The sequence below is a fragment of the Pseudomonas sp. FSL R10-2189 genome (assembly GCF_009600325.1).
In the GTDB taxonomy this organism is placed as follows: Bacteria; Pseudomonadota; Gammaproteobacteria; order Pseudomonadales; family Pseudomonadaceae; genus Aquipseudomonas; species Aquipseudomonas helleri.
In genome coordinates this window covers 1-12825 of the sequence record NZ_WIVZ01000044.1, presented here as the reverse complement: position 1 = coordinate 12825, position 12825 = coordinate 1, and the positions used below count along the sequence as shown (strand labels likewise).

Genomic DNA, 12825 nt, shown 5'->3' with positions numbered 1-12825 from the left:
GCCTGCCGCCATGCGCCCAGCCCGTGCCCTGATCGACCTTCAAGCCCTGCGACATAACTACCAACTGGCCCGTGAAGTGACGGGGGCCAAAGCCCTCGCGGTGATCAAGGCCGATGCCTACGGCCACGGCGCCGTGCGTTGCGCCCAAGCCCTGGAAGCCGACGCCGATGGTTTCGCGGTGGCCTGTATCGAAGAAGCACTGGAATTGCGCGACGCCGGTATTCGCGCGCCGATTCTGCTGCTCGAAGGTTTTTTTGAAGCCGATGAACTGCCGCTGATCGTCGAACATGATTTTTGGTGCGTCGTGCATTCGCTGTGGCAACTCGATGCTATCGAGCAGGCCACACTGGCCAAGCCGATTCAGGTATGGCTCAAGCTCGACACCGGCATGCACCGCGTCGGCCTGCACCCTAGTGAGTACAAAAACGCTTACCAGCGCCTGCAAGCCAGCGGCAAAGTCGCAAAAATCGTGCTGATGAGCCACTTCGCCCGCGCCGATGAACTGGACAGCCTGCGCAGCGTCGAGCAGGTGGCGGTGTTCCTGGCGGCCCGTGACGACTTGTCTGCTGAAGTCAGCTTGCGCAATTCGCCTGCCATTCTGGGCTGGCCAAGCGTGCCGAGCGACTGGGTGCGCCCCGGCCTGATGCTCTACGGCGCCACCCCCTTTGAACAGGACCATCCATTGGCCGCACGCCTGCAACCGGTGATGACCGTGGAGTCCAAAGTCATTTGCGTACGCGAACTGCCCGCCGGTGAACCGGTGGGCTATGGCGCAAAATTCATCACCCCGAAACCGATGCGCATCGGCGTCGTCGCCATGGGTTATGCCGACGGCTACCCGCGTCATGCACCCACCGGCACGCCGGTACTGGTGGCGGGCCAGCGCAGCCAATTGCTCGGCCGCGTGTCGATGGACATGCTGTGCATCGACCTCACGGATGTGCCCGACGCCGGTCTGGGTTCGACCGTTGAGTTGTGGGGCAAAAACATCCTTGCCAGCGAACTCGCGGAAAAAGCTGAAACCATTCCCTACCAAATTTTTTGCAACCTGAAACGCGTGCCACGGCTCTATTCCGGGAGCTGATGGGTTGTATGCAAAATGCAGGGCCGACCGGGCTCTCAGGTTTCAAGTCAAAGTGTTGTAAATACTGAACACTATCGCCATGATGGCGCCATCTTGACCTGAATCTGATCCCTGGAGGCTCCTGCATTGGACGTCGGTGAACGACTGCAATCCATCCGCAAAATCAAAGGTTTGTCACAGCGCGAGCTTGCCAAGCGCGCCGGCGTGACCAACAGCACCATTTCGATGATCGAAAAGAACAGCGTGAGCCCGTCCATAAGCTCCCTGAGAAAAGTGCTGAGTGGCATTCCCATGTCTATGGTGGAGTTTTTTTCCGAAGAGATCCTTCAGGAAAAACCGACTCAGATTGTCTACAAAGCCAATGAGCTGATCGACATCTCAGATGGTGCAGTGACCATGAAACTGGTCGGCCGGGCGCATCCGAGCCGGGCCATTGCCTTTCTCAACGAAATTTATCCACCGGGCGCTGACACCGGGGATGAAATGCTGACCCACGAAGGCGAAGAAACCGGGATCCTCGTCGAGGGCCGCCTGGAATTAACCGTCGGTCTGGAGACGTTCGTGCTGGAAGCCGGTGACAGCTACTACTTCGAGAGCTCGAAACCGCACCGTTTCCGTAACCCGTTCGACGTAGCGGCGCGACTAATCAGCGCAGCCACCCCCGCGAACTTCTAAGCAAAGCGGCGCCCTGCACAGCTCTGGCGGCGCCCGCGACGTTCATCGGCCATGCCTATTCCCCTTCTAAAATTAGGGTTGTTTCAGTGCGTCTGGCTAATCGGTATACTTTCGCCGCCTGCAAAACCGTGGTTGTGGGCGTGAATAGCCACCATTGAGGGTGTACGCGTGAACCTAATTATGAAAATGCTGGCCGTACCAGCAACAGTACTGGCCCTTTGGGCTGCCAACGCCCAGGCCACAACGTCGGCTGACGAGATCGCAAAACGCCTGGAGCCTGTGGGTAAAGTCTGCATTCAGGGCCAGGAATGTGCCGCAGGTGGAGGTGGAGGTGGCGCCGCCGCAGCCGCGAGCGGGGGCGGCATGAGCCCCGATGACGTGATTGCCAAGCACTGCACCGCCTGCCACAGCATCGGCTTGCTGGAAGCGCCAAAAATCGGCGACACCGCTGCCTGGAAAGCCCGCGCCGACAAAGAAGGGGGCCTGGATGGCCTCTTGGCCAAGGCAATCACCGGGCTCAACGCCATGCCACCAAAAGGCACCTGCGGCGAATGCAGCGACGCCGAGCTTAAAGCCGCGATCCAGAAAATGTCCGGCCTGTAACTCCCCGCCGTCTCTTACCTCGCGATGTTTTGATGGTTTAAAAGATCGCGAGGCAAGCTCGCTCCTACAGTTTGAAACCGTTTGCGCCTTGCTCTTTGCAACCAACTCCGGTCACTCTCGGTCTATTCGCTAGACACGCAAGTTCCTGGAGGATCCGATGGTGCAATCCTGTTCGATCGAGCGCGCAGTCGATGAAGCACTGGCTCGGCTGCCCACCCACATCCACCTGGGCTTGCCCCTGGGCCTGGGCAAAGCCAATCGCTTTGTGAACGCGCTTTATCAGCGAATCAAGCAACTGCCCGAACGCCAACTAACGATCTACACCGCCTTGAGCCTGGGCCGCCCGGCGCTAGGTGACGGCTTGCAAAAACGCTTTCTGCAACCGTTCGTAGAGCGCGTGTTTGGCGACTATATCGAGCTGGATTACCTCGCCGACCTGCACCGCGACAGCCTGCCGCCCAACATCAACGTCGAGCAGTTTTTCATGCAGCCGGGCAGTCTGCTCAACAGCCCGCCGGCGCAACAGGATTACGTCAGCAGCAACTACAGCCACGCCGCCCGCGACATCAACGCCAACGGCTTGAATCTGGTGGCGCAACTGGTGGCCCGCAACCCGCAGGCCCCGGATCGCCTGAGCCTGAGCTGCAACCCGGACATCACCCTCGACCTGCTGCCGATGATCGCCAAGCGCCGCGAAGCGGGCGAAACCATCCTGCTGCTCGGCCAAGTCCACAGTGACCTGCCCTACATGCCCGGCGACTCAGAACTCGATGCAGACGCTTTCGACCTGCTGATCGACGAAGAAGAGCGCACCACGCTGTTTTCCACGCCCAGCATGCCGGTCAACCTGCAAGACCACTTTATTGGCCACCATGCCAGCACCTTGATCCGTGACGGCGGCACCCTGCAAATCGGCATCGGCTCCATGGGTGATGCGCTGACCGCCTCGCTGCTCGCACGCCAGGCGGACAGCGAAGGCTACCGCGCCTTGCTTAACGATATGGACATCAGCCCGTGGCGCAGCCTGATTGAGCGCGAGGGCGGTATAGAACCCTTTGCCCAGGGCCTGTATGGCTGCAGCGAAATGTTTGTGCACGGGATGATGGTGCTGGTCGACGCAGGTATTGTGCGGCGCAAGGTGTACCCCGATATCGAACGCCAGACCCAAGCCAACGCCGGCACCCTCGACGAAAGCCTGCACACCGATGGCATCAGCGTGCACGGCGGTTTTCTGCTGGGGCCGCAGGATTTTTACCAGCGCTTAAACGAACTGCCCCACAGCAAGCGCGCCGAATTCAACATGACCGCCATCAGCTACATCAACGAGCTGTATGGCCAAGAGGCCTTGAAGCGCCTGCAACGCCGCGATGCGCGCTTTGTGAACAGCGCGTTCACCGCGACCTTGCTGGGCGCCGGGGTGGCGGATCAGTTGCAAGACGGGCGTGTGCTCAGCGGAGTAGGGGGGCAATACAACTTTGTCGCGCAGGCCCATGCGCTGCACGATGCACGCTCGGTAATCATCCTGCGCAGTTGGCGCGAGTCGGGCGGCGATGTCAGCTCCAACATCGTCTGGGAATACGGCCACTGTACGATCCCGCGCCATTTGCGCGACATCGTGGTCACCGAGTACGGCATTGCTGATTTGCGCGGCAAAACCGACCGGCACGTGATCGAGGCGCTGCTCAACATCACCGACTCACGTTTCCAGACCGAACTGATCGCCCAGGCACAGCAGGTGGGCAAGCTACCCAAAGACTTTCAACTGCAACCGCGCTTTGCCGACAACAGCCCGGAACGCTTGCAGGCGATTGCTGCCCGCCATCCGCACTTATTCCCGGAGTACCCGCTGGGCAGCGATTTCAGCGCCCAGGAGCAAGACTTACTGCGCGCCTTGAACTGGCTCAAAAGCAAATTCAAGCTCACACAGCTCTACCAACTCGGCAAGGCCACCCTTGAAGCCCCGTCGCCGCAGGCGTTCCCCGACCATCTGGCGCGCATGCAACTCACAGACCCGGACGGGCTGCGCGAAGAGGTGTATCAGCGCGTGCTGCTGGCGGGGTTGCAGGCAACGGCGAGATAACCGTGGGAGCGGGCTTGCTCGCGATCGCATCGCCGCGATGAATCAGATGCACCGCGTGTGTAGCATCGCGAGCAAGCCCGCTCCCACAGTGCCTTTACTCGATAAACGTCACTTGGCCGTCGGCCAGGGATTTAACCCGTGCCAGGGACTCAACGCGGTAGCCCTGCGAGTCCAGCTCGGCACGGCCGCCCTGGAACGACTTCTCGATCACGATGCCCAGACCAGCCACGGTGGCGCCGGCTTGCTTGATGATCGAAATCAGCGCCTGGGACGCTTTGCCGTTCGCCAGGAAGTCATCGATGACCAGCACGCGGTCGGTGCTTTTCAGGTGACGCGGCGAGATGGCCACGGTGCTTTCAGTTTGCTTGGTGAACGAGTACACCGTCGCAGTCAGCAGGTTTTCAGTCAGGGTCAGGGACTGGTGCTTGCGTGCAAAGATCACCGGAACGCCCAGGTTCAGGCCGGTCATCACCGCCGGGGCAATGCCCGAGGCTTCGATGGTCACGATCTTGGTGATGCCCGCATCAGCGAACAAACGCGCGAACTCATCGCCGATTTCTCTCATCAGCTGTGGATCGATCTGGTGGTTCAAAAAGGCATCAACCTTCAAAACCTGATCGGAAAGCACGATGCCTTCTTCGCGAATTTTCTTGTGCAGTGCTTCCAACGTAACGTCCTCAAATAGCGCCTATGCGCTGAAGGTAGAGTAAAAAGTAGTCGATTTTAGCGTTTTAACATCGCGCGTATATCGGCCAATGCCGTATTTCCGCGAACCGCTTTCACTTCGGTGGGGGTGTCGTCATTGCCTTCCCAGGCCAGATCGTCCGGCGGCAACTCATCGAGGAAGCGGCTCGGCGCACAATCAATGATTTCGCCGTACTGCTTGCGCTTGGCTGCAAAGGTAAACGCCAGCGTCTGACGGGCGCGGGTAATACCCACGTAGGCCAGTCGGCGTTCTTCCTCGATGGTGTCGGCTTCGATGCTGGAACGGTGCGGCAGGATCTCTTCTTCCATGCCCATGATGAACACGTAGGGGAATTCCAGACCTTTGGAAGCGTGCAGCGTCATCATCTGCACGCCTTCGGCGCCGTCTTCCTCTTCTTGCTGGCGCTCGAGCATGTCGCGCAACACCAGCTTGCCGATGGCTTCTTCGACGGTCATGGCGCCGTCTTCGTCTTTCTCAAGGGTGTTTTTCAACGCCTCGACCAAAAACCAGACGTTGGACATGCGGTAATCCGCAGCCTTTTCGCTGGAGCTGTTGGTGCGCAGCCAGTTCTCGTAGTCGATGTCCATGATCATGCTGCGCAGCGCGGCAATCGGGTCTTCGCCCGCGCATTGTTCACGCACGCGGTCCATGAACCGTTTAAAACGGGCCAGGCGGTCGGTGAACCGGCTGTCCAGATGCTCGCCCAGACCGATTTCATCGGTGGCCGCGTACATCGAGATTTTGCGCTCGGTGGCGTAATTACCGAGTTTTTCCAGCGTAGTCGAGCCGATCTCACGCCGTGGGACGTTGATCACCCGCAAGAAGGCGTTGTCGTCGTCCGGGTTTACAATCAGCCGGAAGTAGGCCATCAGGTCTTTCACCTCCTGACGCCCGAAGAAGCTGTTACCGCCTGACAGGCGGTAAGGGATCTGGTGGTGCTGCAACTTCAGCTCAATCAGTTTTGCCTGATAGTTGCCGCGATACAGAATCGCAAAATCGCTGTAAGGCCGGTCTGTGCGCAGGTGCAGGGTCAAAATCTCGACCGCCACGCGCTCGGCTTCGGCGTCTTCGTTGCGGCAACGAATCACGCGAATTTCATCGCCGTGGCCCATCTCACTCCACAGCTGCTTCTCGAAGGCGTGCGGGTTGTTCGAAATCAGCACGTTGGCGCAGCGCAGAATACGGCTGGTGGAGCGATAGTTTTGCTCCAGCATCACCACTTTCAGGGACGGGTAATCGTCCTTGAGCAGCATCAGGTTTTCCGGGCGGGCGCCGCGCCAAGCGTAGATCGACTGGTCATCATCGCCTACCACAGTGAACTGGTTGCGGCTGCCGATCAGGTACTTGACCAGCAAATACTGGCTGGCGTTGGTGTCCTGGTATTCGTCTACCAGCAGGTAGCGCACTTTGTTCTGCCACTTTTCGAGGATGTCGGCATGCTCTTCAAAGAGCTTTACCGGCAGCAGGATCAGGTCGTCAAAGTCCACCGCGTTGTAGGCTTTGAGCGTGCGCTGGTAGTGGGTGTAGACGATGGCCGCCGTCTGTTCCTTGGGGTTGCGCGCATTTTCCAAGGCTTGAGGCGGCAGGATCAGGTCGTTTTTCCACGAGCCGATCATGTTCTTGATTTCGTCGACCCCGTCATCACCCGAGTATTCCTTTTGCATGATGTCGGTCATCAGCGCCTTGACGTCGGCCTCGTCAAAGATCGAAAAGCCCGGTTTGTACCCCAGCCGCGCGTGCTCCTTGCGGATGATGTTCAGCCCCAGGTTGTGGAACGTGCTGACCGTCAGGCCTCGGCCCTCACCTTTTTTGAGCAGCGTGCCCACGCGCTCCTTCATCTCGCGCGCCGCCTTGTTGGTAAAGGTCATGGCGACGATGTACTGGGCACGGATGCCGCAGTTCTGAATAAGGTGCGCGATTTTTCGGGTAATCACGCTGGTTTTGCCGGAGCCTGCACCGGCGAGCACCAAAAGAGGGCCGCCGACGTAGCTCACGGCTTCTTGCTGCCGGGGATTGAGTCGGGACATGACGAAATTAAAGATCGCTTGCAAAAAGGGCGGGCATTTTAACAGGCTGAGCAGATATTGCTGCCACTCTGCGACAGTGTGACGTAGCCCTCTATCTAAATTTGCCGCTTTTGCTACTTTGCCGCAGGATACCTGACCGATTAAGTCAGTCGTTCGATAAGCGTTTGCTGGGTGTATTTGATAACGGGTGTCATTTGCCATTACGTAATGGCACGTCATAATGCCCATCGCCTGAATTTATGCAGAGTCTAGGGAGCTAGCTTGTCTACGCCTGTCGAACCCTTGCGTTTGCTGCTACTGGCCAAAGAGCCGACTTGGGCAGCGTTATTGCGCGAGTGTCTGGCGCTTATGGGAAACGCGGCCCAGTTGATGTGTGCCCCGAACTGGGAGTCGGTCAGCTTCCTGTTCGAAAACACGCAAAACGCGGTGCTCCTCACCACCCCAGCCCTGCAACCTGCGGCAGGTCGATGTCGTTTATCCACAGTTTTGTTACTGGAAGCCGAGCCCGACACCCCGCCGCAGGGTGTCAGCGACTGGTGGGTCCGCCCAACGTTGACCACCGATGTGCTGCGTCGCAGCCTGCGCCACGTGCAGGAACGCGGCATCCTCGAACAGACGCTGCACCGACTGGCCAAAGAAGACCCCCTGACTGGTATCGCCAACCGACAGGGCTTTCAAACGCTGCTCGCCGTGCGGCTGGCTGAAAATGATGGCCACGGCCTCGCGCTGGGGCATCTGGACCTCGATAACTTTCGCCATGCCAACGACGCCTTGGGGCATCAGGCCGGCGACCGTCTGATCCTGCAAGTGGTGGCGCGCCTTAAAAGCCGGCTCGAAGCGTGCGATCAACTGGCCCGTCTGGGCAGCGACGAATTCGCCTTGCTGATCGACACCCGCCGTGCCCCTGAGCGCGCGGCCTGGATGGCCGAGCGCATTACCGAAGTGATGGCCGAGTCTTACTGGATCGACGGCGAAAGCCTGTTGATCGGCTGCAGCCTGGGCATCGCCCATGCCCGCGCCAACGCGGGTGCCGACCCGTTGATGTGGCACGCGCACATCGCCATGCAGCAGGCCAAAAGCACCCAGGGCTGCACGTATCACGTGTTCGATGAACGCATTAACCGCAACGCCCGCAGCCTTGCGGATCTCGAAAGCGAGTTGCGCCGCGCCTTGCGCCGTGACGAACTGGAATTGCACTACCAGCCGCGCCTGGACCTGGACACCGGCCATATTGTCGGGCTCGAAGCCTTGGTGCGCTGGCGTCATGGCGATCGCGGCCTGCTGGCGCCCAGCGAATTCGTGCCATTAGCCGAGCAGAGCGGGCTGATTGTACCGCTGGGTTACTGGGTTATTTCGCGCGCGCTGCGCGACATGCAAGTGCTGCGTGAAAACGGTTGGTCGGCCTTGCACATGGCCATCAACTTGTCGTTTCGCCAATTCCAAGACAGCAAACTGCTGATCACCCTCAGCCGCTTGATCGCCGAGCACGGAATCGACGCCCGCTGGTTGGAATTCGAACTGACCGAAACTGCCGTCATGCGTCGCAGCGACATGGTCAAGCAGACCATGGACGCCTTGGGACGGCTGGGCGTGCGCTTTTCACTGGATGACTTCGGCACCGGCTTCTCATCGTTTGTGCACCTCAACAGCCTGCCGATTGCCCTGCTAAAGATCGACAAAAGCTTTGTCGGCGGCATGGAAGACCGCGAAGAAAACCGCAAACTGGTCCACGCCATGCTCAACCTGGCGCAGAACCTCAACCTGCAAGTGGTCGCCGAAGGCGTAGAAACCCGCGCGCAACTGGCACTTTTGCGCGAATTTGGCTGCGATCAAGTGCAAGGCTTCCTGATCAGCAAACCGCTGCCGATGCCTGAACTGATCCCGTTTTTGACGGCGGCCCACACCGCCTCGGCGTCGAAGGCAGCCCTGTAGGAGCGAGCTTGCCTCGCGATCTTTTAAGCGATCAAAAGATCGCGAGGCAAGCTCGCTCCTACGGTCAGGCCGCGCTGCGCTTGAGCATGCGCCGCATCTTCCATTCGAAGGCCAAGGTCAGGCCCACCGAGGCAAACGCCAGGCCCATTGCCAAGCCCCACCACACACCTGTCGGGCCCCAGCCGAAGGTAAAGGCCATCAGCCAGGCGGTCGGGGCGCCGATCACCCAGTAGCAAAACAGGCCAACCAAGAAGGTGGTCTTGGCATCCTTGAGCCCACGGATCGCGCCCATGGCGATGGTTTGCGTGCCATCAAACAATTCAAACCAGGCCGCCACTGCCAGCAGGCTGACCGCCAGTTCAAAGACGGGCCGGAAGGCCGGGTCGCTGTGGTCCAGAAACAGGCCGATCAACTCGTTCGGCCAGAACCAGAACACCGCCGAAAACCCCAGCATCACCGCAGCACCAAAGCCAATGCCAACCCGGCCCGCCAGACGTGCACGCAGCAAATCCGCAGCGCCATAGTGCTGGCCGATGCGCATGGTGATCGCGTAAGACATCCCGGCCGGCACCATGAATGCCACCGAGACGATCTGCAAAGCGATCTGGTGAGCCGCCAATTGCGTACTGCCCATGGTGCCCATGCACAGCGCCGCGAAGGCAAACAGCCCGACCTCAACCGCGTAGGTGCCGCCAATCGGCAGGCCGAGGCGCCACAGTTCGCGCAGGTAAGTCAGATTGATCCGCGACAGGCCTTGGCGAATCGGATACGCGTCGTAGGCCGGGTGACGGCTGATATGCCAGGCCAGGCCCAGCGCCATGCAGGTGGCGACAATTGCCGTGACCAGACCAATGCCCATCAGGCCCAGCTTGGGCAGGCCGAACATCCCGGTAATCAGCGCGTAATTGAGCAAGAAGTTGGCCACGGTGCCGATCAGACTGATGACCATCACCGGCGTCGCCCGCCCCATGGCGCTGGTAAAGCCGCGCAAGGCCATGAAGGTCATGTAGCCGGGCAAGGCCAGCGGCAGCAGGAGCAAAAATTGCCCGGCGGCCTCAACGTTGGTCGGGGTCTGACCAAACAGCAGCAACAGCGGCTTGATGTTCCATAACATCAGCGCACCGACCAGCGCCAGCGCCCAGGCCAGCCACAAGCCGGCTTGCGTGAGGCGGGTCGCGCCTTCGATGTCACCCGCGCCCTGGCGAATCGACACCAGCGTACCGACCGCCGCAATCACACCAATGCAGAAAATCGACACGAACGAATAGGTCGCTGCCCCCAGGCTGCCACCGGCCAAGGCTTCCGGACTCAGGCGCGCCATCATCAGGGTGTCGGTCAGCACCATCAGCATGTGCGCCAACTGCGAGGCAATCAGCGGCCCGGCCAGCCGCAAAATGGCCCAGAGTTCGATACGTACTGGATGCTGTTTGGTCATCGGTCAGATTTCTTTGTGTGCGTTGAAAGGCTTGATTCTCGGCGTGTTGAGTGTTTTAAGCAAAAGGATAAAAAAGATAAGTGGCATGATTAATACTCATGCTACTTAGCGTTTTTACAGTCTAGATATGTCGCGCAATAGGAATAATCCTCATGTCTCGTAGCCTTCCTCCGCTTTATGCCTTGCGTGCTTTTGAGGCAGCAGCCCGGCACAGTTCGTTTACCCGCGCGGGAGAAGAGCTGTCGATCACCCAAAGCGCCGTCAGCCGGCATATCAAAACCCTTGAGGCGCATTTTGCCTGCCGACTGTTTCAACGTAATGGCCGTACCTTGCAACTCACCGAAGCTGCGCGCCTGTTACTACCGGGGGTGCGGGAAGGTTTCGCGGCGCTGGAACGCGCGTGTATTACCTTGCGCGCCGAAGATGACATCTTGCGCATGAAGGCGCCTTCGACCCTGACCATGCGCTGGCTGCTGGCCCGCCTGAGCCGCTTTCGCCACTTGCAGGCGGGCAACGAGGTGCAACTAACCAGCGCCTGGATGGACATCGACCATGTGGACTTCAATCAGGAGCCTTTCGACTGCGCGGTGTTGCTGGGCAACGGCCACTTTCCGCCGGACTGGGAGGCCACGTTGTTGTTTGCCGAAATGCTGATCCCGGTGGGCGCCCCCAATCTGCTGGACGAACAGCCATGGGACGCAAAACGGCTTGCCGGCACCGAACTGTTGCACCCTACGCCAGACCGTCGGGACTGGCGGCGCTGGCTCGATTGCATGGGCCTCAGCGGCCAGGTCTCGCTCAAGGGCGGGCAAGTGTTCGACACCCTGGAACTGGGCATGATCGCCGCCGCACGCGGCTACGGCATTTCCATGGGCGACTTGCTGATGGTGGCCGAGGACGTTGCCCAAAACCGCTTGAGCCTGCCATTCCCCACGGCCGTGGCCAGCGGTGAAAACTACTATTTGGTCTGGCCCAAAACCCGGCCCGGCGGCGAGCGCTTGCGCCGCCTGAGTGACTTTTTACTGCATGAAGTGGCGGTGATGGAGCTGCCGGCGGTGGAGCAACGGCAGTAAGTCGACGAACTTACGGGGTCCTGCGCAATATTCAGAATCGCCCTACGCATGTGTCAAAACAACCCGCTATAGACTGCCCGCCACCTATTTTACGAGGCAGTTAATTCATGGCTAATAACAGTTACATGAGCATCTCCGGCATAAACAGTGGGCTCATCTCTGCCGGTTGCTCTACACCTGAATCCATGGGTAACAAATGCCAAGCCTCCCATGTTGATGAAATCATGGTGTTGTCTGTAGACCATGGTCTGCTGTCGGGTAACAACAGCGGCGCCAGGCATTCCCCGGTGGTGATCACCAAGTACATTGATAAATCATCGCCCCTGCTAGCCAAGGCACTGGATAAATGCGAATACGTGGAGTGCCTGATTCATTTGTACCGAGCGTCCTCTACTGCCGGTGAAGAAAAGTACTTTCGCATTGAATTACGAGATGCCCTCATTACTCATATAACCCTCAGCGTACCGCCTGCTAGTTCACGTGGAGACTCGCACCCCATCGAGACCGTGGCAATTCGTTACGGTGAGATTGTTCTGGATCATATCGCTGCAAGCACCACTACCGAAATGACATGGCAGGGCAAACGGTGAAAGACCAACACTGCACCCTGAAAGACGTCAACCAAGTCGCCGAAGAACTGATGGCGCTGGGGTGCAAAGTCAGCGCCATGCATATCAATGATGGTGCTGCGCGGCTTGGTTTTCTGGGTGAAATCAGTGCTTTTGCAGAAGAGGTTTTTCAGGATATCGAAGACGGGATTATCAGTGCAGCAGAGGGGGTAGAGGCGTTTTGGGATGAACATGAGGCGCTTAGAGACAAGGCGGCATTTTATGTAGTTAATGGAATCACTATGGCGGGAGGGGTGGCACAGGTTGAATTAGGCGTTGCAGTTTCAGGTGCTTCCTATGGGCTGGGCGCACCACTCGGAATGTTTTTAATTGCACATGGAACAAACAACATATATGAAGGATTCGGAAACATCTACAACGGCCCACAACTGCCAAGCACGGTAGGTCTTACTAGATTTTTATATCAACAGAGAATGGGGAGTGTATATAAAGGAAATATGGTGTATGGCTATATGGACTTAACACTATCTGGTGCCGGCATGATGAGACTTTCTCGAAAAGCGCAGGGCGGTCTCAAGGAGCAAGTGCAACAGTCAGTTAATTTTCTGAGCTTGCTAAGCGAAACAATCCCGCTTCCAAAA

General features: G+C 58.7%; 11 protein-coding genes. 8 read left to right on the top strand and 3 right to left on the bottom strand.

The window, feature by feature from the left end; translation table 11 throughout:
- The first annotated feature begins 10 nt into the window (after positions 1–10).
- The 4 genes from alr to GHO32_RS22930 all read left to right on the top strand — a co-directional run bounded on the left by alr (position 11) and on the right by GHO32_RS22930 (position 4442).
- A complete protein-coding gene (gene alr, locus GHO32_RS22945; protein WP_153335965.1) occupies positions 11–1084 on the top strand; it encodes an alanine racemase in 1074 nt (357 codons plus the stop codon).
- A gap of 126 nt (positions 1085–1210) precedes the next feature.
- Complete coding sequence (locus GHO32_RS22940; RefSeq protein ID WP_048372525.1) at positions 1211–1759, top strand: cupin domain-containing protein; 549 nt, start codon at positions 1211–1213, stop codon at positions 1757–1759.
- 180 nt (positions 1760–1939) lie between these two features.
- On the top strand, positions 1940–2362 hold the full coding sequence (locus GHO32_RS22935; protein WP_153335973.1) for a cytochrome c5 family protein: 423 nt from the start codon (positions 1940–1942) through the stop codon (positions 2360–2362).
- A gap of 157 nt (positions 2363–2519) precedes the next feature.
- The gene (locus tag GHO32_RS22930) at positions 2520–4442 is read left to right on the top strand and encodes an acetyl-CoA hydrolase/transferase C-terminal domain-containing protein (protein WP_153335964.1); all 1923 of its coding nucleotides are present in this window, start codon (positions 2520–2522) and stop codon (positions 4440–4442) included.
- A 94-nt stretch (positions 4443–4536) separates the two neighbouring features.
- Here GHO32_RS22930 and GHO32_RS22925 read toward each other — a convergent pair whose 3' ends face one another.
- Both GHO32_RS22925 and rep read right to left on the bottom strand, forming a co-directional pair.
- Entirely contained in the window at positions 4537–5109 is a 573-nt protein-coding gene (locus GHO32_RS22925; protein WP_123750669.1) for a xanthine phosphoribosyltransferase, read from the bottom strand.
- 56 nt (positions 5110–5165) lie between these two features.
- On the bottom strand, positions 5166–7175 hold the full coding sequence (gene rep / locus GHO32_RS22920; protein ID WP_048372620.1) for a DNA helicase Rep: 2010 nt from the start codon (positions 7173–7175) through the stop codon (positions 5166–5168).
- Between the two features lie 261 nt (positions 7176–7436).
- Here rep and GHO32_RS22915 point away from each other — a divergent pair, with 261 nt between their 5' ends.
- Positions 7437–9107 carry a bifunctional diguanylate cyclase/phosphodiesterase gene (locus GHO32_RS22915; protein WP_153335963.1) on the top strand — a complete coding sequence of 557 codons (1671 nt, stop codon included), beginning with the start codon at positions 7437–7439 and terminating at the stop codon, positions 9105–9107.
- Positions 9108–9171: 64 nt separating this feature from the next.
- On the opposite strand, the gene GHO32_RS22910 is transcribed toward GHO32_RS22915, so the two are convergent.
- Complete coding sequence (locus GHO32_RS22910; RefSeq protein WP_153335962.1) at positions 9172–10542, bottom strand: NorM family multidrug efflux MATE transporter; 1371 nt, start codon at positions 10540–10542, stop codon at positions 9172–9174.
- Between the two features lie 152 nt (positions 10543–10694).
- On the opposite strand from GHO32_RS22910, the gene GHO32_RS22905 reads away from it, so the two are divergent.
- The 3 genes from GHO32_RS22905 to GHO32_RS22895 all read left to right on the top strand — a co-directional run.
- Entirely contained in the window at positions 10695–11615 is a 921-nt protein-coding gene (locus GHO32_RS22905; protein WP_123750667.1) for a LysR substrate-binding domain-containing protein, read from the top strand.
- Between the two features lie 107 nt (positions 11616–11722).
- Positions 11723–12205, top strand: coding sequence for an Hcp family type VI secretion system effector (locus GHO32_RS22900; RefSeq protein WP_153335961.1), 483 nt, complete (start codon positions 11723–11725; stop codon positions 12203–12205).
- A partial coding sequence (locus tag GHO32_RS22895) for a DUF4225 domain-containing protein (RefSeq protein ID WP_178113930.1) occupies positions 12202–12825 on the top strand: 624 nt, incomplete at its 3' end. The genes GHO32_RS22900 and GHO32_RS22895, both read left to right, overlap by 4 nt.

Bases quoted from the DNA above. Each gene is read 5' to 3' on its own strand.
- GHO32_RS22900 (WP_153335961.1), top strand. From the start codon at position 11,723: ATGGCTAATAACAGTTACATGAGCATCTCCGGCATAAACAGTGGGCTC.
- GHO32_RS22910 (WP_153335962.1), bottom strand. From the start codon at position 10,542: ATGACCAAACAGCATCCAGTACGTATCGAACTCTGGGCCATTTTGCGG.
- alr (WP_153335965.1), top strand. From the start codon at position 11: ATGCGCCCAGCCCGTGCCCTGATCGACCTTCAAGCCCTGCGACATAAC.
- GHO32_RS22930 (WP_153335964.1), top strand. From the start codon at position 2,520: ATGGTGCAATCCTGTTCGATCGAGCGCGCAGTCGATGAAGCACTGGCT.
- rep (WP_048372620.1), bottom strand. From the start codon at position 7,175: ATGTCCCGACTCAATCCCCGGCAGCAAGAAGCCGTGAGCTACGTCGGC.
- GHO32_RS22905 (WP_123750667.1), top strand. From the start codon at position 10,695: ATGTCTCGTAGCCTTCCTCCGCTTTATGCCTTGCGTGCTTTTGAGGCA.
- GHO32_RS22935 (WP_153335973.1), top strand. From the start codon at position 1,940: ATGAAAATGCTGGCCGTACCAGCAACAGTACTGGCCCTTTGGGCTGCC.